Source organism: Streptomyces sp. NPDC048496 (assembly GCF_043200055.1).
Classification (GTDB): Bacteria; Actinomycetota; Actinomycetes; order Streptomycetales; family Streptomycetaceae; genus Streptomyces.
The window spans coordinates 184,339-202,238 of sequence record NZ_JBICXB010000006.1 but is presented as its reverse complement, the minus strand read 5'-3'; the positions used below and the strand labels follow the sequence as shown (position 1 = coordinate 202,238).

The window sequence follows — 17,900 nt, the reverse complement described above, 5'->3', positions numbered from 1 at the left end:
GGCGGCTCCCCGATCAGGCGGGTCCGCCCGGGCGGTCACCGGCCGGTGGCTCCCGCGCGCCGCCTGGTTCCCAGGAACGCGCCGGCCAGCAGCGAACCCGTCAGGACCAGTGCGGAGTTGACCAGGATCGCGACCGTGACTCCGGACAGGACGCCGGTGGGTCCGGTGTCGCCGAGCGAGGCCATCCGGGCGGCGGCGACGGCGCTCATCACCGGGATGCCCATGGTGATGCCGACCTGCTGGGTCATCGTGGCGAGGCCGGTGGCCAGGCCCTGTTCGGTGTCGGGGAGGCCGGAGGTGGCGGTGACCATGAAGCCGACGATCATCAGCATGTTGCCGATGCCGCCGATGAAGGTGGCGGCGAGGAGGAGCCAGATCCAGGCGCCGGAGGTGCCGAGGGCGGCCAGGGTGAGCGTGGCGGCTGCCTGGACGATACCGCCGCTGACGATGGTGGTCCGGGTCCCGTGGCGGCCGACGGCGCGGCCACCTAGGGTGCCGCCGATGACGGTGCCCAGGCCCAGAACGCCGAAGGCGAATCCGGTGGCGAGGGGCGAGTAGCCGAGGACTTCCTGCAGGTAGAGGGTGAGGAGGAAGACGAGGGAGGTCTCGGTGACGAAGGCGATCAGTCCCGCCGTGTTGCCCCAGATGACGCTGCGTCGCTTCAGGATCTGTACGGGTACGAGGGGCGTCGTGGCCCGCTTCTCGACGAACCAGAAGGCGACGAGAAGGGCGACGCCCGCAAGGAGTGCGGCCAGGGTGGTGGGGGTGGTCCAGCCAATCTCACCGGCCTGGGTGAGTCCGTAGACGAGGGCGAGGAGTCCGCCGGTGACGGTCACGGCGCCGGGGATGTCGAGCCTGGGCCGCTCGGTGGGGCGCGAGTCGGTGATGACGGACGGAGCGAGGACGAGGACGACCAGGGCGACGGGGGCGTTGATGAAGAACGCCCAGCGCCAGGAGAGCAGGTCGGTGAGGAGCCCGCCGAGAATGGCTCCCGCGGTGAACCCGGCCGACATCAGGGCACCGTTGAGACCGAGGGCGCGTTCGCGCAGCGGGCCCTCCTTGAAGGCCGTCGTCAGCAGGGCGAGCCCGGCCGGAGTGACGGCCGCGGTGGCCAGACCCTGCAGCACGCGCGCGGAGAGCAGGACTTCGGGCGAGGTGGCGAGTCCGCCGAGGAGGGAGGAGGCGCCGAGGACGGCCATCCCGCCGAGGAACAGCCGCTTGCGCCCGACGATGTCTGCGACACGCCCGAAGAGGAGGGTGAAGCCAGCGGCGGCGAGCGCGAAGGCGGTCGCGATCCACTGGAGGCCGGCGAGGGAGAAGCCGAGCCCCTTGCCGACGACCGGCAGTGCGACGTTCAGGATCGAGAAGTCCACGGCGATCATGAACTGGGCGCCGAGAAGAAGGGTGAGGACGAGCTTCTGCCGCCCGGTCATGCGGATCCCGGACTGCGCGCAGGCGGCGGCGGTGGCGTCGGCTTCGACCGTCGGTGACGGGGTCGTGCTGGGTGCGGACATGAGTGTCTTCCTCAGGCAGGAGTTTTAACGGGTCCGTGGTTCCGTTAAGGTGAGGTCACCGTAGCAGGGGAAGCCTGTCTAATGGAACTGGAGACCCGTTATGACTTCTGAGGGTGTGGAACCCGGCACCGTCCGGCCCGGTGGGCGTACCGCCCGGGTCCGGGAATCCGTCCTGCGGGCGGCGGGCAACGCCCTGGTCGAGCACGGCTTCGACGGCCTCGACCTCGCCGATGTCGCCCGCCGTGCGGGAGTCGGCAAGACCACCGTCTACCGGCGCTGGTCCACCCCCACCGGCCTCATCGCCGATCTGCTCGACGACATGGCCGGGCAGTCCTCTCCCCGTACGGACACGGGTTCACTGATCGAGGACCTCAGGGCCAATGCGCTGCTCGTGGTAAAGACCCTGACCGACCCGCGCCAGGGCCCGCTCTTCACGTCGGTGATCGCCGCGGCGACCTGCGATCCGCGCACGGCCGAGTCCCTGCACCGCTTCTACACGATCCGCGTCAAGGAGTGGGCGGGCTGCGTCACCGCTGCCCTGGAACGCGGCGAGCTGCCCGCGGGCACGGACCCCGACGAGGTGATCCGCGCGGTCTCGGCCCCGCTCTACTACCGGCTGCTGGCCAGCGGCGCTCCCCTCGACGCGGCAGCCGCCGACCTCGCCGCCGAGGCTGCGGCAGCTGCGGCGCGGGCGGGCGTGTACGTGAGGTGACGCGGTGCGCGCCGGGCGGGGGCTGCGCCGGGCTTCCTCACCACACCGGTCCGGTCCGGCCGGTGTCCCCGCCGGACCGCCGGGAGTTCAGTCGGTCCTGAGCAGGTGCCGGTAGCTGTCCGGATGCTCCCGGAGATACGTGGCCAGGTTCTGCGCCGGACGGCCGGTCAGACGCGGTACGGCGTCCGAGACGGTGGCCATCTCGCCGGTCGCAATGGCCTCGTAGGACGTCACCCAGCCGGCGACCTCCCAGTCCGCCGCGCCGTACTGCGCCCGTGACGCGTATGCCTCCTCCCGGGTCTCCGGGTGGTAGGTGATGGTCCGTCCGGTGGCCCGGCTCAGTTCCTCGGCGGCTTCGGCGAGGGTGAATGCCTCCGGTCCGGTGAGGTCGTACGTCACCCCGTCGTGGCGGGTGTCCGCGCTTTCGGCGCCGGCCAGCAGGACGGCCGTCGCCGCGTCCGCGATGTCCTCGTGCGCCACCGCGGCAACCCGGCCGTCGCCGCCCGGGCCGCGCAGCACTCCGTCGGACCCGGTCATCGCCGGGATCCCGGCGAGGTACCAGCTGTCGCGGAGGAAGGTGTAGCGCACCTCGGAGACACGGATGTGCGCCTCGGTGTGCCAGTGGTCGCGGCCGAAGGTGAACGTGGCGTCGGGTGCGGCGCCGAGGAAGGACAGGTACACGATGCGTTCGACACCGGCGGCGACCGCCGCGTCCACGGCGGTGGTGTGTTCGCGTACCCGGTCGGGGCTCTCGTGCGCGGAGACGAGGAACAGGGTGTGCGCCCCGGCGAGCGCCCGGCGCATGGCCGCCCCGTCGCCGTAGGAGGCGGGTGGAGCGGCGACCGCGCCGGGCAGGTCCGGCAGCCGGGACGGGTCACGGCCCAGCAGCCGCACGGGGACGCCGGCGCGCACGAGCCGCTGGGCGACGCGGCCGCCGACTGCGCCGCTCGCTCCGGTGACCGCGATGATCGGGGCGCCGGTGGGGGCTGTGGTGTTCATGCGGGGCTGCCTTCCTTGCGCGGCCAGGGACGTACCTCCACGACCGCGTCCACCGGGACGGGGCCGTAGATATGCGGAAACTCCTCGCCGCCGGGCTCGAACGACTCGTACCGCACGGGCACGGAGAGCCGAGCCGGGTCGATGACGAGCACCACCAGGCCGGCCGGGGTCTCGGCGTCGGCCGGGGCCCCGGCGCCGTACAGCATCTCGGCCACGCCGGGGAGTTGGTGGGGCAGCGAGCAGTGGATGAAGCCCTCTTCGTGCAGGGTGCGGCCGCGGGTGGACATCTCATACGTCCCGATCCCGCGGGCCGCCTCCCACAGAGCGCTTTCGGTGAGGTGCAGCAGGAGTTCGGCCATGGGGCCAAACTAGCCGCGTCGGAGGGTTCTCCGGGCCATCAGCGTGGCCGGTGACCCGGCCGCGAGCAGCACCGTCGCGATCCGCCCGGCCGTGCCACCGGAGGCTCAGGCCGTCAGCAGCTTCGCCTCGGTCTCCGGGTCCAGACCCACGGCGGGCCGGTCCGGCCGCTGCGGCGCCGCGCCGCCCAGCCCGCGCAGCCAGTCCCAGGTGTCCGTGACCGTCTCCCCGACCGGCCGGCAGCGCAGCCCGGCCGCGTGTGCCCGGCTGACGTCGCCCTGGTGCAGGGTCTCGTACAGCTCGCCCGGCGGCAGCCAGATCGGCAGCTCGCTCCATGGCTCGACGCCCGCCGCGAGGATCTTCTCGGCGGCCGTCCAGCGCAGTTCGGCGCCGGAGCCGGTGGCACGGACGCAGGCGTCCAGCAGCTCACCCATGGTCGTGTGCCCCGGGCGGCTGACCACGTTGTACGGTCCGTGCAGTCCGCGTTCCGCCGCGTCCAGCAGCCAGTTGGCGAGGTCGCGGGCGTCGATGTACTGGAGCGGGGTGTCCGGTGTCCCCGGGGCCAGTACCGGTCCGCCGCGGGCGATCCGCCGCAGCCACCACGGCAGCCTGCCGACGTTCTCCCACGGCCCGAGGATCAGTCCCGCCCTGGCCAGCAGGGCGCGGTCGCCGAACGCGTCGAGTGCGGCCAGTTCACCGCCGCGTTTGGCCTGCGCGTACGGGACATCCGCCCCGGCGTCCGGCGAGGCCCCGTCCACCAGCGGGCCGTCCTCGGGGAGTCCGGCCGGGGAGGGGTAGTCGTACACCGAACGGCTGGAGACATAGGCGTACTGCCCGGCACGGCCGGCGAGCAGTCGGGCCGTGTCCCGCACGGCCGAGGGGGCGCCGCTCCAGGTGTCGACGACCAGGTCCCAGGTGTGCGTCCCTCCCTCGCTCTCCCCCGCGGCGGCGGCGAGCGCCGCGAGTCCGTCGGCGTCGGTGCGGTCGCCGAACAGCTCTGTGACGCCCTCCGGGGGTGCGTGACGGCCGCGATGGAACACGGTGACCTGCCAGTCGCGTGCGAGCGCCGCCTCGGTGACGGCGCGCCCGACGAATTCCGTACCGCCCAGGATCAAGAGCCTCATGGGGCCGACTTTGCCCGCAGCCGGGGCAGTTGGGAACAGCTCCTCGCTCTGGGCGGAATCGGCGACGTCTCGGCGTCCCCGGCCGGCGAAGACCTCGGCGATCCCGGGTCGGCACCGCGCTGGGGATGGAACGGCCTGCGCTGACCCCTGCCCGCAACGTCCCTTATGTGCGGTCGAGTTCGGTACGGATCAGGGCCAGCAGTTCGTCCTCCGTCATTCCCAGCTCGCGTGCGTCCGCGACCACGTCGCGTACGTGTTCGAGCAGCCGGGCGCGGTGCGGCGAGGCGCCACCGGTGACGACTGCGCCCCGGCCCCGGCGCAGTTCGATCAGCCCCTCCTCACGGAGCTGCTGGTAGCCGCGGAGCACCGTATGGACGTTGACGCCGAGGGACTCGGCAAGGACCCGGGCGGCGGGGAGCCGCTCGCCCGGGACCGCTGCCCCGTCGGCGACGGCCCGGCGGACGCAGGCCGCGATCTGGTCGCCGAGCGGCACGGTGGAGGCGGGATCGACCCGGAAGAGCATGGTCAGTGCCCCGCCCTGCGCCGGTCGATCAGGGTGTTGAGGAGCGCGGCACCGGTCGCGGAGTCGTCGACGGTCACCGCGAATTCCCGCCCGTCCACCAGCCTCGCCACGATCCCCTCGCCTGAGCGGATCATGACCCCGGTCCGTCCGGGCCGGATGCGGTAGCCCCAGCCGCCGTATTCCGCAAGGGCGTTGATGTCCCGGCTGGTCGCCGCCTCGATCCGGTCGAGTGGCACCCGGATGCGCGGCCAGGGCAGCATCCCGGAGACGGTGATGCCCCGCCGGTCCACACTCACGTACGGTCGGGCGAAGCTCGCCGGCACCACGCCGACGATCAGCAGCAGGACAGCGGCGGACCAGTTGCCGAGGAAGAAGAGGACGACTCCGAGGACGAGGAGTCCGAGCGCGACGAGCGGCAGCCACCAGCTGTCGGCGCTGCGTGCCCATCCGGCGACCTCCCCATCGGCGAGCGCAATGCGTTCTCCGTCCATGTCCTCCGCGGAGCGGTCGGGTTGCTGCGGTACGGGGCCCAGTGCGGCCAGCACGAATCCGAGCCCGGCGGCGAGCGCGCCGGCACCGAGGGCGGCGGCCAGTTGCCACATCGGGAACGACACACCCGGCGCGCCTTCACCGGCGTCCAGGTTCACGATCAGCACGGCGGCCATCAGATAGCCGAAGAATCCGGCGAAGGCGTATCCCCCGGCGACCAGCAGGCGGTAGGCCCGGCCGGAGAAGTTCTCCTTCACCATCGTGGTGGCCCACAAGGCGCCGGTCACCACGAACAGGACGACGGTGACGAGGACGTACGACGTCCGGCCCACATAGCCGTTCGCCTGCCCGCCGGCCTCGAAGTGGCTGGCCAACTGTCCGGGCAGCCGGTCACGGAACGCGGCCAAAAGGACCATGTCGACGATGAGCGCGAGCAGGAACGGCAGGGCGACAAGGGTCGCGCGGCCGACATTCTTACGGTTCATTAAAACCTCCTTGTTCGCATGTTAGTAGAACAATGAGGTTTCAGTAAAGCGCTGTGCCCCGCACCGGGAAGGTTCATCCGGTACGGGGCACAGCGCGTCGCCCGACATGTCGTCGGGCGAGAGAGCGGTCAGGCGTGTTCGAGGGGGAACGCGCCGCGGTGTCCGGTGCCCGTACCCTCCGCCGGGCGCGCCTCGAACTCACGGCAGCTCCAGATCTCCTGGACGAATCCGGACCGCCGGTCCCACAGGCCGATGACGTCGTCCTCGTCCGCCGCCCCCCGGTACGCGTCCTTCGCACCCCGGAAGCAGGCGAGGCCACCGGACAGTCCACGGCCGGGCGCCGGGAAGTAGTCCGAGAACGCGCAGGCGATGCAGGTCTGCAGACGGACTCCGGGCGGCAGGATGCGCTGGATCGTGGCGAGCGCGGTGGCGAAGTCGCACTCGGCCCGGCGCGAACCGTAGACCGCGCCGCCGAAGTGCAGCTCCAGATGGAGATCGGCGTCGGGGCGGCGCAGTGACAGCAGGCAGCTGAGGGTGGCCTGATGGACCGTGCCGTCCGAGATCACCGGCAGCGGCAGGTCCCACTCCAGCACGCAGTCGGTGAGCGCGCCGCCCGCCAGGGCGAACATGCCGCTCTCCGGCGGCATTCCGGAGACCGGTCCGAGGTTGTCGAAGCTCTCGCCCTCGAAATCGACACCCCGGATCCGGATGCGGAGTTGCTGTCCGTCGGTGGTGAGGATGATGGCGTCGGAACCCTGGCGGTCCCGGTACCAGCCTGCCCATGACTCGTCTGTCATGGGCAGGGACTGTAGCCCGTGCCCGCCTGCGTCCCCCTGCCGCCCTCCGCTTGCGTCCCGCGCGGACTCAGCCCGCCTGCGGTTCCCGCCACATGGGCCACATCGCCGGGCCGTCCGGAAGATCCACGGTCGTGCCCATGAAGGTGAACCCGAGCCGTTCGTAGAGCCGGCGGCTGCGCGCGCTGCTCGCCTCCAGATAGGCGGGAACGCCGTCGCGGTCGCAGCGCTCCAGCACCTCGGCCATCAGGGCCGCCCCGATCCCCTCCCCCTGGCGTTCCGGGGACACCCCGATCATGAGCAGGTACTCATGGGCCCGGTCGTGAGGGTGGATCGCACCCGTCAGCTTCCCGACCAGCTCGGTCCGCTCGTTGTCGGGGTCCGCGGTCGCCCGCATCAGCGCAGGGGTGGGGTCCTCCTCCGTGGGTGCACCGGCGGGCACCGGAAGCCACAACGCGACGGCCGTTCCGTCCTCCAGTAAATCGATACGGCCTTCGGCGAGCGTGACATCGACGAAAACGCCGAGGAACTTTCCATGAACGGCCCGGCGGTGCGTCTCGTCCGGGAAAACCCAGCTGCTGACCGGGTCGTCGTGGAACGACTCGCCGAGGAGCCGCACGACCTGCTCCCGGTCCGCCGCATCCGCCTGCCGTATCCGTACGCCCATGCCCGGCTCCCGCCCTCACTCGCCCATGAACTCGCGCGACCTCAACCTACGCACAGGATCTTAGAGTTGACGCCGTACGGGTCCGGTGGGAGCCCGGCCGGTCTCCGCTGCCCTCCTCTCTGCGGTCAGTGCGTCCGGCGGGTGACGAACTCCGCCAGGGCCAGCAGGTCACCCGCCGCGCTCAGGTCGGGAACCGCCCGGGACAGATGGTGGACGGCGCGGGCCATCCGGTCCCCCGCGCAGGCCTGCGCCCAGTCCCGGCCGCCGGCCCGGTCGACGGCATCGGCGGCACGGCTTACCTCGTCGGGCGTGTTCATGGAGCCCCGGTAGAGCCCGGCGAGTTCGGCCGCGGCCGAGGTGTGGGAGGTCAGTGCGGCGACCACCGGCAGGGACTTCTTGTGGGCGGCGAGATCCGCCCCGACCGGCTTCCCGGTCTGCATCGGGTCCCCCCAGATGCCGATCAGGTCGTCGATCAGCTGGAAGGCGAGGCCCGCCTCCCGGCCGAAGCCGTCCATCGCGCCGACCGCCCGTTCCCCCACTCCCGCGTACAGCGCGCCGAGCGCGCAGGCGCAGCCGAGCAGGGCGCCGGTCTTGGCTGTGGCCATGGCAAGGCACTCATCCAGCGAGACCTCGTCGGGGCCTCGTTTCTCGAAGGAGCAGTCCGCCTGCTGACCCGCACACAGTTCGATGACGCAGCCGGCGAGCCGGGCCGAGGCGCGCGCCGACACCGGGCGGGAGTCCTCGGCGAGCAGCCGGTGGGCGAGGGCGAGCATGGCGTCGCCCGCGATGACGGCGGCCGGGATACCGAAGACCGCCCAGGCCGTGGGACGGTGCCTGCGGGTCCGGTCCCCGTCGATGACATCGTCGTGCAGGAGGCTGAAGTTGTGGACCAGTTCCACGGCCACGGCTGCCCGCACTGCCCGCTCTGGGTCGCCGCCCACCGCCCTGGTCGCGGCGAGAACGAGCGCGGGTCTGATCGCCTTGCCGGCCTGCCCGCCGGCCGCGGAGCCGTCGGCGTGCTCCCAGCCGAAGTGGTACATCGCCACGCGCCGGATGGATCCGGGCAACGATTCGACTGCGGCCCGCAGTTGTGGGTCTACGAGGTTCCGGGCGCATTCCAGGAGCGCCGCAGCCTCGTTGCCCTCGGTGGCGGCGTCCGTACTGATCATGGTCACAGGCTCCCCCTGGGGCACCCCTGACCGGGGTGCGCCGGCTCGGGGCACCCCGGCCAGGCGCACCCCCCGGACCGGGGGCGTGGGTGGTTTCGGTGAGCACCCGGGTCCGGAGCAACCCGGACCCGGGGCATGGATGGACTCGGTGAGTGGGTGGTTTCCACGCGGTCATTGCGGTGGGGCACCCCGGCCGGGCGCGACCCGGACCGAGGCCGTCACAGGCCCGGACCCCGATCCTGGCAGTCCGGTCCGGGCCCCCTGACCGTCAGCGCCAGCGGCTGACCTCGACGTTCTCCAGGATGCCCAGGGCGTCCGGCACCAGGACGGCCGCCGAGTAGTACGCCGTCACCAGGTACGAGATGATCGCCTGCTCGTCGATGCCCATGAACCGGACCGAGAGGCTCGGCTCGATCTCGTCCGGGATGCCGGTCTGCTGCAGTCCGATGACCCCCTGCTCGGCCTCGCCCGTTCGCATGCAGATGATCGACGTGGTGCGGGCGTCAGTGACCGGGATCTTGTTGGACGGGAAGATGGGCACCCCGCGCCAGGCGGGCACATGATGTCCGCCGATCTCCACACTCTCCGGCACCAGTCCACGCTTGCTGCACTCGCGGCCGAAGGCGGCGATGGCCCGCGGATGCGCGAGGAAGAGCTTCGATCCGCGACGGCGCGACAGCAGTTCGTCCATGTCGTCGGGGCTGGGCACCCCGTCGTGCGGCTGGAGACGCTGCCCGTAGTCGCAGTTGTTGAGCAGTCCGAACTCGCGGTTGTTGATCAGCTCGTGCTCCTGGCGCTCGCGGAGCGCCTCGACCGTGAGCCGCAACTGCTGCTCGGTCTGGTTCATCGGCTGGTTGTAGAGGTCGGCGACCCGGCTGTGGACCTTCAGCACGGTCTGGGCGACGCTCAACTCGTACTCACGAGGCGCAGATTCGTAGTCCACGAACGTGTGCGGGACGACGGTCTCGCCGACATGGCCCGCGGAGAGGTCGATCTCCGCCTCGCCGTACTTGTTGGTGCGCTGGTGGGGGATGTTGAGCAGCCCGGCGAGATGCGCGCGGAGCGAGTCCGCCCGCTCGGCGAGGTTGAGCACGTCCGCCCGCCTGAGCGTGAGCACCGTGCACGCCGTGACGGCACGTGCGGTGTACTCCCAGACGGCGTCGCCCTCGATCAGCGAGTGGTCGCCGAAATACGCCCCGTCGGCGTGCACCCCGAGCACGGTCTCGTCGCCGTACGGGCCGGTGCCTACCTTCTCGACCTTGCCGTGCGCCAGCAGGAAGACCCGGTCCGCCGATTCCCCGGACGCGGCGATCACCTGCCCCGCGGCGATCTCGCGCTGTTCGCACCGGCGGGCCAGCTCGGCGAGCACCTCCTCGTCGGCGAAGTCCCGCAGGGCCGGCAGCTCGCCGAGTTCCGCGGGAATCACCGTGACCCGGTCACCGGTCTGCACGAAGGTCACCCGGCCGTCTCCGACCGAGTAGCTCAGCCGGCGGTTCACCCGGTATGTGCCGCCCTGTACCTGTACCCAGGGAAGCATGCGCAGCAGCCACCGTGAGGTGATCTCCTGCATCTGCGGAGCGGACTTGGTGGTCGTCGCGAGGTTCCGCGCGGCCGCCGTGCCCAGACTCTGCTGCGGCGATACCTGCGCGTTCTGAACCTCTTCACCAACGGACATCTGACGTCCTCTCGATCATCGGCTGACCTGCGTGAAAAGCCTTTCAGCATGGGCACTCGGCACGCCATTACACAAAAGAGTGCGACTAATCGGGCTTTGGGCTGGGCACGACGCTCCGCGATGTCTCCGGACGCGGATAACTTGCATCCTCGATGCAAGTTATCTAACGTGACGGTCATGCGGCTGACGAGATTCACCGACGTGGCGCTGCGCGTACTGATGCGCCTCGCCGTCGTGGAGAACGAGGATCCGCCGACCACCCGGGAGGTGGCGGCGACCATGCAGGTTCCGTACACCCACACCGCGAAGGTGGTCGCCCGGCTCCAGCACCTCGGCCTGGTCGAGGCGCGACGCGGCCGCGGCGGCGGGATCACCCTCACCGGAGCCGGCCGGTCCGCATCGATCGGCGGACTCGTCCGCCAGCTCGAAGGGCCCGGCGATGTCGTCGAGTGCGAGGGCAGCACCCCCTGCCCGCTGCGCTCGGCCTGCCGGCTGCGCGGCGCCCTGCGCCTGGCGGAGGAGGCCTTCTACGCCTCACTCGACCCGATCACCGTCGCCGAACTCGTCACCTCCCCCACCGGCCCCCTGCTGATCGGCATCAGCAGCCGCCGTCCCGCCGACTGAATCCCCCGCCCGGCACAGCCGGGCCTCACCCCTGCCAAAAATAAGTATCCAAAATACCAATTTAACCTGAGGAGTCCGCCCGATGCTCTCCGAGTCGTCGACCGCCACCGTCCGTGCCACCCTCCCCGCCGTCGGCGCAGCCATCGGGGACATCGCCGATCTCTTCTACCGGAAACTCTTCGACGCCCACCCCGAGCTGCTGCGCGACCTCTTCAACCGCGGCCACCAGGCTTCCGGCGCTCAGCGCCAGGCCCTCGCCGGGTCCATCGCCGCGTTCGCGACCCAGCTGGTCGAGCACCCGGACACCCGTCCCGACGTGATGCTCAGCCGCATCGCCCACAAGCACGCCTCGCTCGGCGTGACCGCCGCACAGTACGAGGTGGTGCACACCCATCTCTTCGCCGCCATCGCCGAGGTGCTCGGTGACGCGGTCACGCCGGAGGTCGCGGCCGCCTGGGACGAGGTCTACTGGCTGATGGCCAACGCCCTGATCGCCATCGAGGACCGGCTCTACGCCCAGCGGGGCCTCGCCGCCGGTGACGTCTGGCGTGAATGGGAGGTGGTCGCGAGGATCGAGGAGAACGACGACGTCGCCACCTTCCAGCTTCGCCCGGCCGACGACGCGCCCGCCCCCGCCTTCCGGCCCGGCCAGTACGTCTCCGTGCAGGTGGAACTGTCCGACGGAGCCCGGCAGATCCGGCAGTACAGCCTTACCTGCGGTCCCGGTTCCCAGCTGCACTCGATCACCGTCAAGCGGGTGCACGGCGACGGTTCGCCCGACGGCGAGGTCTCGGCGCACCTGCACGCCACCACCCGGGCCGGTGACCGGCTGCGCGTCTCCGCCCCGTACGGCGATCTGGTCATCGACGCCGTCGACGCCCCGCTGCTGCTCGCCTCCGCGGGCATCGGCTGCACCCCGATGCTGTCGATGCTGGAGCACCTCGCGGCGACCGGCCACCGGGCCCCGGTCACCGTCGTGCACGGCGACCGCTCCCCGGCCGACCACGCCCTGCGCACCGACCATGCGCAGCTCACCGCCAAGCTCCCGGACGGCGCGGCACACTTCTGGTACGAGAACCCGGAGCCCGGCCACCCGGCCGACCGCACCGGCCTGGTCGACCTGGGCAGCATCCCGGTCCTGCCCGGCACGCACGCATACCTCTGCGGTCCGCTGCCCTTCATGCGGGCCGTGCGCACCCAGCTGCTGGCCAAGGGTGTCCCGGCGGCCGACATCCACTACGAGGTGTTCGGCCCCGACCTGTGGCTCGCCCAGGACTGAACCGCCTTGGGTGCTCGCGGAATTGACCGGATCGGCTCGCACACCGCCTGAGCAGAGGGCCCGGGAATGGCCCGGGCCCCGGCGCTCCGGTACACGCGCTGCAAGGATTCGCTCCCCCCGCGCACAAGGAGTCGGCCATGTCCGCACCCATGTCCGCGAGCACCTTCCTCGAAGCCCTGATGAACGAAGGGCTCACCGTCGTCCGGGTCGGCGACTGGCGTACGCACAGCCGCAACCACAAGGGCCCCTGGGAACCCGTCAACGGCGTGATGATCCATCACGCCGTTGACGGGTTCCCAGGGGCGCCGAGGTCAGCGTCCGCATCCGCCCTGACGGCTATCCGGAGCTTCCCGGACCGCTCTGCCGCGGCGTGATCGCCAAGGACGGCCGGATCCATCCGGTCGGCCACGGCCGCACCAACCACGCCGGGTGCGGCGACGACGGGCTGAAGTAGCCGCACGCCCCCGTTTACGGCCTCCCCATCGCAGGGGAGGCCGTGAGGTCACCGGGGTGCCGGGCGACAATGGGCGCATGCCCTCCGACCCGCCCGCCCTCTCCCGGCTGCGGCCGGTACTCCCGTCACCCCTGCAACCGGCCGAGGACGAGCGCTTCGCCCGGCACGGCGTGCGGCTGCTGCTCAAGCGCGACGATCTGATCCACCCCGATCTGCCGGGCAACAAGTGGCGCAAACTCTCCCCCAACCTGGCGGCCGCCGCCGGGCGCACCGTGCTGACCTTCGGCGGTGCGTACTCCAACCATCTGCGTGCCACCGCCGCCGCAGGCCGGCTGCTCGGCTTCCCGACCGTCGGCGTCGTGCGCGGCGACGAGCTGGCCGGCCGCCCGCTCAACCCGTCGCTGGCGCAGTGCGCGGCGGACGGCATGCGTCTGCGCTTCGTGGACCGTGCGACGTATCGCGCGAAGACCGATCCAGTGGTCCTGGCGGGGCTGCTGAGCGACTGCGGGGAGTGCGTCGTCGTCCCGGAGGGCGGCAGCAACGCCCTGGCCGCACAGGGCTGCACAGCGCTGGGGCGGGAGCTGCACGGCTGGGCCGATGTGGTCGCGGTGGCGTGCGGCACCGGTGGCACCCTCGCCGGTCTCGCCGCGGGCCTCGCAACCGGTCAGCGGGCACTCGGCATCCCGGTGCTGCGCGGCGGCTTCCTGGGGGACGCGGTACGGGAGCTGCAGCGGGAGGCGTTCGGCGGCCAGGCCGGGGCGTGGTCGCTGGACGAGCGCTTCGCCTTCGGCGGCTACGCCCGGACGACACCGGAGCTGCACGCCTTCGCCGACGACTTCGAGGACCGGCACGGGCTGCCCGTCGAGCGGCTCTATGTCGCCAAATTGCTCTATGGACTGACAACCCTCGCCCAGGAGGGCGCGTTCGCTCCGGGCACCACGGTCGCCGCTGTCGTCACGGGTCAGCCCTGGGGGGCGTCGGACTCCTCCCGGTAGGCCGCCGCTTCCTCCAGGTCCAGCCGCCGCAGCAGGTTGCGCAGCATCTCGTCGTCGATCCGACGCTCGTCCCGCAGCCGGACGAAGACGGTGCGCTCGGCCTCGATCATTTCGCCGGCCAGCCTCCGGTAGGTGTCGTCCGCCGACTCCCCGGTCAGCGGATTGGAGGCGCCGAGCCTCTCCCACACGGCGTTGCGGCGGCGCTCCAGGACGGTGCGGAGCCGGTCGGTGAGTGGTCCGGGCAGGCAGTTGCGCGGGTCCTGGAGGAGCTCTTCCAGGCGCGCCTCGGCGGCCGCGGACGCCTCGCTCTGGGCCTGCGCCTCGGCGAGGGTCTCGGCCTGCGCGTCGCGCCCGGGGAGCTTCAGGACGCGCACCAGGAGCGGCAGGGTGAGCCCCTGGATGACCAGCGTGCCGATGACGGTCGTGAAGGTCAGGAACAGCACCAGGTTGCGGGCCGGGAAGGGGGCCCCTGCGGTCGTCACCACCGGAATGGAGAAGGCGATGGCGAGCGAGACGACGCCGCGCATCCCGGCCCAGCCGACGATCAGGGGCGAGGTCCAGTTGGTCCCGGGCTCGCGCTCCCTGATCCGCTTCGACAGCCACCGCGGCAGATACGTGGCCGGGTACACCCAGACGAAGCGGACCACCACGACGGCGAGGAACACGGCAACCGCGTACCAGAGCGCCTCCGCGACGGCGTACGTACCGAGCCCCTTCAGCACGAAGGGCAGCTGCAGTCCGATCAGCGCGAAAACCGCCGACTCCAGGATGAAGGCGACCATCTTCCACACGGCCGCCTCCTGGAGCCGGGTCGCGAAGTCGACCTGCCAGGAGCGGTGCCCCAGGAAGAGCGCGACGACCACCACGGCGAGCACTCCGGAGGCATGGACCCGTTCCGCCGCCGCGTACGCCACGAAGGGGATCAGCAGCGACAGGGTGTTCTGCAGCAGGGGTTCCCTGAGGTGGGTACGGAGCCAGTGCAGCGGCACCATCAGCGCCAGGCCGACCCCGACACCGCCGACCGCCGCCAGGAAGAACTCGCCGATCCCGGCTCCCCAGCTCATGCCCTCGCCGACGGCTGCGGCCAGCACCACCTTGAAGGCGGTGATCGCGGTCGCGTCGTTCACCAGGGACTCGCCCTGCAGGATCGTCGTGACCCGGGCGGGCAGCCCGACCCGACGGGCGATGGCGGCGGCCGTGACGGCGTCCGGCGGCGCGATGACGGCGCCCAGCACCAGTGCGGCGGTCAGCGGCAGGTCGGGCACGAGCCAGTACGCCAGCCAGCCGACCGCGAAGGTCGCGAAGAGGACGTAGCCGACGGAGAGCAGGGCGATCGGCCTGATATTGGCCCGCAGATCGAGATACGAGCTGTCGACCGCAGCCGTGTAGAGCAGCGGCGGCAGCAGCAGCGGCAGCACGATGTGCGCGTCCAGGGTGTACGTCGGCACCCCGGGCAGGTAGGAGGCGAGCAGCCCCGCGGTCACCAGCAGCAGCGGGGCCGGTACCGGGGTGCGCCTCGCCGCGCCCGCGATCGCGGCACTGGCCGCGACCAGTGCCACCAGCGGCAATGCGTCCATCTCACAGTCCTCGCATCCGTCGTAACCTGACAATCATGAGTGAGTGCCTGCACGTTCTCGAACTGCCGAGCCCCGAGCCAGTCCCGCTCGATGCCACATGTCCCGAGTGTCTTGCCGCAGGCACCCACCCCGTGCAACTGCGGCTCTGCCTGGTCTGCGGCCATGTCGGCTGCTGCGACTCGTCGCCCCTGCAGCACGCGACGGGACACTTCAAGGAGACCGGCCATCCGGTCATGCGGAGCTTCGAGGCGGGAGAGAGCTGGCGCTGGTGCTTCGAGGACGGTTCGATCGTCTGACGCCTGGGTACGTCAAACCGGCGCCGGTTCTTCGTAATTGACCGCCGCAGACCCCTAGCCACTGTGTGTGCTCATGGGTTTACCATGAGTGACAGTTACGGGATGGGGTCCCGGCGACACGGCATCATGGATCGCGATAGCGTCGCCGGACCAAGAACCGAAGACGTACCGCATGGCTCCGGGGCACCCTCCCGGAACCTCGAATGAGTTTGTGCCACCTTGGAGGTGAGGGTGTCCCAGATCGCAGGCGAGCCCGGGAATCAGGACTTCGTGGAAGTCCGACTGCCCGCTGCGGGTGCCTACCTGTCGGTGCTGCGTACGGCCACTGCCGGTCTCGCAGCGCGCTTGGACTTCACTCTCGACGAGATCGAGGATCTTCGCATCGCGGTCGACGAGGCCTGCGCGATCCTGCTTCAGCAGGCCGTGCCGGGCTCCGTCCTCAGCTGCGTGTTCCGGCTCGTCGACGATTCCCTTGAGGTGACGGTGGCCGCCCCGACGACGGACGGCCGGGCCCCGGAGCGCGACACCTTCGCCTGGACGGTGCTCTCCGCGCTGGCCGGCAAGGTCGACTCCACGGTCGCCGACGACCGTACGGTCAGCATCAGCCTGTACAAACAGCGCGGCGCGGGACCCGGGCCGGCGTGAGCAACGGGAACGGGGACGGTCCGGTGCGGGACGAGACGATCCGACCAGGGGTGGTGCGAGCAGCAGGCATCCCGGAGCAGCAGGCCCTGCCCCATCCGGTGGACGGGGCGGACGGGCCGGTGGTCCGTACGGTCGCGGTGGAGCAGTCGCAGGCGGAGCAGTCGCAGGCGGAGCGGGCAGGCCAGATGAGCGAGCACGGGCACCACGATCCACATGACCGCAGCGGGGCGCGGGCGCTCTTCTACGAGCTGCGGGAACTCCCCGACGGCTCGCCGGAGAAGGCCGAGCTGCGCAACCGGCTGGTGCGGATGCATCTGCCGCTCGTGGAGCATCTGGCCCGCCGGTTCCGCAACCGCGGCGAGCCGCTCGACGATCTGACCCAGGTCGCCACCATCGGCCTGATCAAGTCGGTGGACCGGTTCGACCCGGACCGGGGCGTCGAGTTCTCGACGTACGCCACGCCGACCGTCGTCGGCGAGATCAAGCGCCACTTCCGCGACAAGGGCTGGGCGGTCCGGGTGCCGCGCCGGCTGCAGGAGCTGCGCCTCTCGCTCACCACGGCCACCGCCGAGCTCTCCCAGCAGCACGGCCGGTCGCCCACGGTGCACGAGCTGGCGGAGCGGCTGGGCATCTCCGAGGAAGAGGTCCTGGAGGGCCTGGAATCGGCCAATGCGTACAGCACTCTGTCGCTCGACGTGCCGGACACGGACGACGAGTCCCCGGCGGTGGCGGACACGCTGGGCTCGGAGGACGAGGCGCTGGAGGGCGTCGAGTACCGGGAGTCACTGAAGCCACTGCTGGAGGACCTGCCGCCCCGGGAGAAGCGCATCCTGCTGCTCCGGTTCTTCGGCAACATGACCCAGTCGCAGATCGCGCAGGAGGTCGGCATCTCGCAGATGCATGTCTCGCGTCTGCTGGCGCGCACGCTGGCGCAGCTGCGCGAGCGGCTGCTCGTCGAGGAGTAGCCGGACGGGCTGCGGGCACTGTGGCTCAGCGGCCGTACGGTGCGCTTCCGTGCCCAGTGCCGCGCCGCGAGGTCACGCCTCCGGCGTCGCGCCCGGTCCCCGGATACCGAGCGCTTCCCGGGTCGTCGGCCTGGCCAGCTGGAAAAGCGCCGTCAGCGAAACCGCGGCGAGGACGATCCCGGCCGGGATCAGCGCGCCGTGCGACCGCAGCAGCGTCCAGGCCACCGGCAGCGCGATGATCTGTGTGATGAGCGCCGGGCCGCGGCTCCAGCTGCGCCGCCGCATCAGCCCGCGGGACGCGATCAGCGGGATCAGGCCCAGGGCGATCAGAGTGAGCCCGCCCATCTCCGCCTGCTGCGGGCTCTCGGGCCGGCCGAGCAGCCCCATGACCAGCATGTAGATCCCGCCGAGGGCGAGCGCCGCCCCTTCGAGGACATTGAGCCCGGCCACGAGAGTGATCCTGGCCGGCTTCGGCGGCTCGGTCATGGGCGACGAGGACGGCGTGTTCTGCTGAGTACTCACTCTTGCAGGTTGACATCCCGGCCCGGTGAAAGCGA

General features: G+C 71.2%; 20 protein-coding genes. 8 read left to right on the top strand and 12 right to left on the bottom strand.

The features are described from left to right. Window positions 1-35: 35 nt before the first annotated feature. A complete protein-coding gene (locus tag ACGFSA_RS09540; protein ID WP_393302104.1) occupies window positions 36-1,514 on the bottom strand; it encodes an MFS transporter in 1,479 nt (492 codons plus the stop codon). Window positions 1,515-1,614: 100 nt separating this feature from the next. Between ACGFSA_RS09540 and ACGFSA_RS09535 the strand changes: the two genes are divergently transcribed. Continuing rightward, window positions 1,615-2,226, top strand: a complete 612-nt coding sequence (locus ACGFSA_RS09535) for a TetR/AcrR family transcriptional regulator (protein WP_393302101.1) — start codon at window positions 1,615-1,617, stop codon at window positions 2,224-2,226. 87 nt (window positions 2,227-2,313) lie between these two features. Here ACGFSA_RS09535 and ACGFSA_RS09530 read toward each other — a convergent pair whose 3' ends face one another. The 9 genes from ACGFSA_RS09530 to ACGFSA_RS09490 form a co-directional block, all read right to left on the bottom strand. Then, a complete protein-coding gene (locus ACGFSA_RS09530; protein ID WP_393302098.1) occupies window positions 2,314-3,225 on the bottom strand; it encodes an NAD(P)H-binding protein in 912 nt (303 codons plus the stop codon). Next, on the bottom strand, window positions 3,222-3,584 hold the full coding sequence (locus ACGFSA_RS09525; protein ID WP_393302095.1) for a DUF952 domain-containing protein: 363 nt from the start codon (window positions 3,582-3,584) through the stop codon (window positions 3,222-3,224). Before ACGFSA_RS09525 ends, ACGFSA_RS09530 begins: the two co-directional genes overlap by 4 nt. A gap of 105 nt (window positions 3,585-3,689) precedes the next feature. Then, window positions 3,690-4,706, bottom strand: a complete 1,017-nt coding sequence (locus ACGFSA_RS09520) for an NAD-dependent epimerase/dehydratase family protein (RefSeq protein WP_393302092.1) — start codon at window positions 4,704-4,706, stop codon at window positions 3,690-3,692. Window positions 4,707-4,869: 163 nt separating this feature from the next. Next, window positions 4,870-5,229, bottom strand: a complete 360-nt coding sequence (locus ACGFSA_RS09515; protein WP_393302089.1) for a GntR family transcriptional regulator — start codon at window positions 5,227-5,229, stop codon at window positions 4,870-4,872. Between the two features lie 2 nt (window positions 5,230-5,231). Further along, window positions 5,232-6,203 carry a DUF1648 domain-containing protein gene (locus ACGFSA_RS09510; RefSeq protein ID WP_393302086.1) on the bottom strand — a complete coding sequence of 324 codons (972 nt, stop codon included), beginning with the start codon at window positions 6,201-6,203 and terminating at the stop codon, window positions 5,232-5,234. Between the two features lie 128 nt (window positions 6,204-6,331). Further along, complete coding sequence (locus tag ACGFSA_RS09505) at window positions 6,332-7,000, bottom strand: DUF6304 family protein (protein WP_393302082.1); 669 nt, start codon at window positions 6,998-7,000, stop codon at window positions 6,332-6,334. 67 nt (window positions 7,001-7,067) lie between these two features. Further along, window positions 7,068-7,664, bottom strand: coding sequence for a GNAT family N-acetyltransferase (locus ACGFSA_RS09500; RefSeq protein WP_393302079.1), 597 nt, complete (start codon window positions 7,662-7,664; stop codon window positions 7,068-7,070). Window positions 7,665-7,789: 125 nt separating this feature from the next. Beyond that, window positions 7,790-8,833, bottom strand: a complete 1,044-nt coding sequence (locus ACGFSA_RS09495; protein WP_393302076.1) for a family 2 encapsulin nanocompartment cargo protein polyprenyl transferase — start codon at window positions 8,831-8,833, stop codon at window positions 7,790-7,792. A 268-nt stretch (window positions 8,834-9,101) separates the two neighbouring features. Next, on the bottom strand, window positions 9,102-10,508 hold the full coding sequence (locus ACGFSA_RS09490) for a family 2B encapsulin nanocompartment shell protein (RefSeq protein ID WP_393302073.1): 1,407 nt from the start codon (window positions 10,506-10,508) through the stop codon (window positions 9,102-9,104). A gap of 177 nt (window positions 10,509-10,685) precedes the next feature. On the opposite strand from ACGFSA_RS09490, the gene ACGFSA_RS09485 reads away from it, so the two are divergent. From ACGFSA_RS09485 to ACGFSA_RS09470, 4 genes are all read left to right on the top strand, one after another. Next, entirely contained in the window at window positions 10,686-11,132 is a 447-nt protein-coding gene (locus tag ACGFSA_RS09485) for an RrF2 family transcriptional regulator (protein WP_393302071.1), read from the top strand. Window positions 11,133-11,214: 82 nt separating this feature from the next. Beyond that, on the top strand, window positions 11,215-12,411 hold the full coding sequence (locus tag ACGFSA_RS09480; protein WP_393302067.1) for a globin domain-containing protein: 1,197 nt from the start codon (window positions 11,215-11,217) through the stop codon (window positions 12,409-12,411). A gap of 137 nt (window positions 12,412-12,548) precedes the next feature. Continuing rightward, a complete protein-coding gene (locus ACGFSA_RS09475; RefSeq protein ID WP_393302064.1) occupies window positions 12,549-12,785 on the top strand; it encodes a hypothetical protein in 237 nt (78 codons plus the stop codon). Window positions 12,786-12,942: 157 nt separating this feature from the next. Next, entirely contained in the window at window positions 12,943-13,860 is a 918-nt protein-coding gene (locus ACGFSA_RS09470) for a 1-aminocyclopropane-1-carboxylate deaminase/D-cysteine desulfhydrase (protein ID WP_393302061.1), read from the top strand. On the opposite strand, the gene ACGFSA_RS09465 is transcribed toward ACGFSA_RS09470, so the two are convergent. Further along, window positions 13,827-15,437 (bottom strand): Na+/H+ antiporter, encoded by a 1,611-nt coding sequence (locus ACGFSA_RS09465; RefSeq protein WP_393302058.1) that lies wholly within the window; start codon window positions 15,435-15,437, stop codon window positions 13,827-13,829. The genes ACGFSA_RS09470 and ACGFSA_RS09465 overlap by 34 nt on opposite strands. 35 nt (window positions 15,438-15,472) lie before the next feature. On the opposite strand from ACGFSA_RS09465, the gene ACGFSA_RS09460 reads away from it, so the two are divergent. The 3 genes from ACGFSA_RS09460 (at window position 15,473) to ACGFSA_RS09450 (ending at window position 17,343) form a co-directional block, all read left to right on the top strand. Next, a complete protein-coding gene (locus ACGFSA_RS09460; protein ID WP_366693338.1) occupies window positions 15,473-15,733 on the top strand; it encodes a UBP-type zinc finger domain-containing protein in 261 nt (86 codons plus the stop codon). A gap of 231 nt (window positions 15,734-15,964) precedes the next feature. Next, a complete protein-coding gene (locus tag ACGFSA_RS09455; RefSeq protein WP_030915678.1) occupies window positions 15,965-16,378 on the top strand; it encodes an anti-sigma regulatory factor in 414 nt (137 codons plus the stop codon). Next, entirely contained in the window at window positions 16,375-17,343 is a 969-nt protein-coding gene (locus ACGFSA_RS09450) for an RNA polymerase sigma factor SigF (RefSeq protein ID WP_393302054.1), read from the top strand. The genes ACGFSA_RS09455 and ACGFSA_RS09450 overlap by 4 nt, the downstream gene beginning before the upstream one ends. A gap of 72 nt (window positions 17,344-17,415) precedes the next feature. Here ACGFSA_RS09450 and ACGFSA_RS09445 read toward each other — a convergent pair whose 3' ends face one another. Beyond that, on the bottom strand, window positions 17,416-17,793 hold the full coding sequence (locus ACGFSA_RS09445; RefSeq protein ID WP_393302228.1) for a hypothetical protein: 378 nt from the start codon (window positions 17,791-17,793) through the stop codon (window positions 17,416-17,418). Between the last annotated feature and the right edge of the window lie 107 nt (window positions 17,794-17,900).

Coding starts and splice junctions, on each gene's coding strand:
- ACGFSA_RS09495 (WP_393302076.1), bottom strand. CDS start 8,833: ATGATCAGTACGGACGCCGCCACCGAGGGCAACGAGGCTGCGGCGCTC.
- ACGFSA_RS09480 (WP_393302067.1), top strand. CDS start 11,215: ATGCTCTCCGAGTCGTCGACCGCCACCGTCCGTGCCACCCTCCCCGCC.
- ACGFSA_RS09540 (WP_393302104.1), bottom strand. CDS start 1,514: ATGTCCGCACCCAGCACGACCCCGTCACCGACGGTCGAAGCCGACGCC.
- ACGFSA_RS09460 (WP_366693338.1), top strand. CDS start 15,473: ATGAGTGAGTGCCTGCACGTTCTCGAACTGCCGAGCCCCGAGCCAGTC.
- ACGFSA_RS09525 (WP_393302095.1), bottom strand. CDS start 3,584: ATGGCCGAACTCCTGCTGCACCTCACCGAAAGCGCTCTGTGGGAGGCG.
- ACGFSA_RS09535 (WP_393302101.1), top strand. CDS start 1,615: ATGACTTCTGAGGGTGTGGAACCCGGCACCGTCCGGCCCGGTGGGCGT.
- ACGFSA_RS09505 (WP_393302082.1), bottom strand. CDS start 7,000: ATGACAGACGAGTCATGGGCAGGCTGGTACCGGGACCGCCAGGGTTCC.
- ACGFSA_RS09530 (WP_393302098.1), bottom strand. CDS start 3,225: ATGAACACCACAGCCCCCACCGGCGCCCCGATCATCGCGGTCACCGGA.
- ACGFSA_RS09475 (WP_393302064.1), top strand. CDS start 12,549: ATGTCCGCACCCATGTCCGCGAGCACCTTCCTCGAAGCCCTGATGAAC.
- ACGFSA_RS09500 (WP_393302079.1), bottom strand. CDS start 7,664: ATGGGCGTACGGATACGGCAGGCGGATGCGGCGGACCGGGAGCAGGTC.
- ACGFSA_RS09470 (WP_393302061.1), top strand. CDS start 12,943: ATGCCCTCCGACCCGCCCGCCCTCTCCCGGCTGCGGCCGGTACTCCCG.
- ACGFSA_RS09520 (WP_393302092.1), bottom strand. CDS start 4,706: ATGAGGCTCTTGATCCTGGGCGGTACGGAATTCGTCGGGCGCGCCGTC.
- ACGFSA_RS09485 (WP_393302071.1), top strand. CDS start 10,686: ATGCGGCTGACGAGATTCACCGACGTGGCGCTGCGCGTACTGATGCGC.
- ACGFSA_RS09510 (WP_393302086.1), bottom strand. CDS start 6,203: ATGAACCGTAAGAATGTCGGCCGCGCGACCCTTGTCGCCCTGCCGTTC.
- ACGFSA_RS09465 (WP_393302058.1), bottom strand. CDS start 15,437: ATGGACGCATTGCCGCTGGTGGCACTGGTCGCGGCCAGTGCCGCGATC.
- ACGFSA_RS09515 (WP_393302089.1), bottom strand. CDS start 5,229: ATGCTCTTCCGGGTCGATCCCGCCTCCACCGTGCCGCTCGGCGACCAG.
- ACGFSA_RS09490 (WP_393302073.1), bottom strand. CDS start 10,508: ATGTCCGTTGGTGAAGAGGTTCAGAACGCGCAGGTATCGCCGCAGCAG.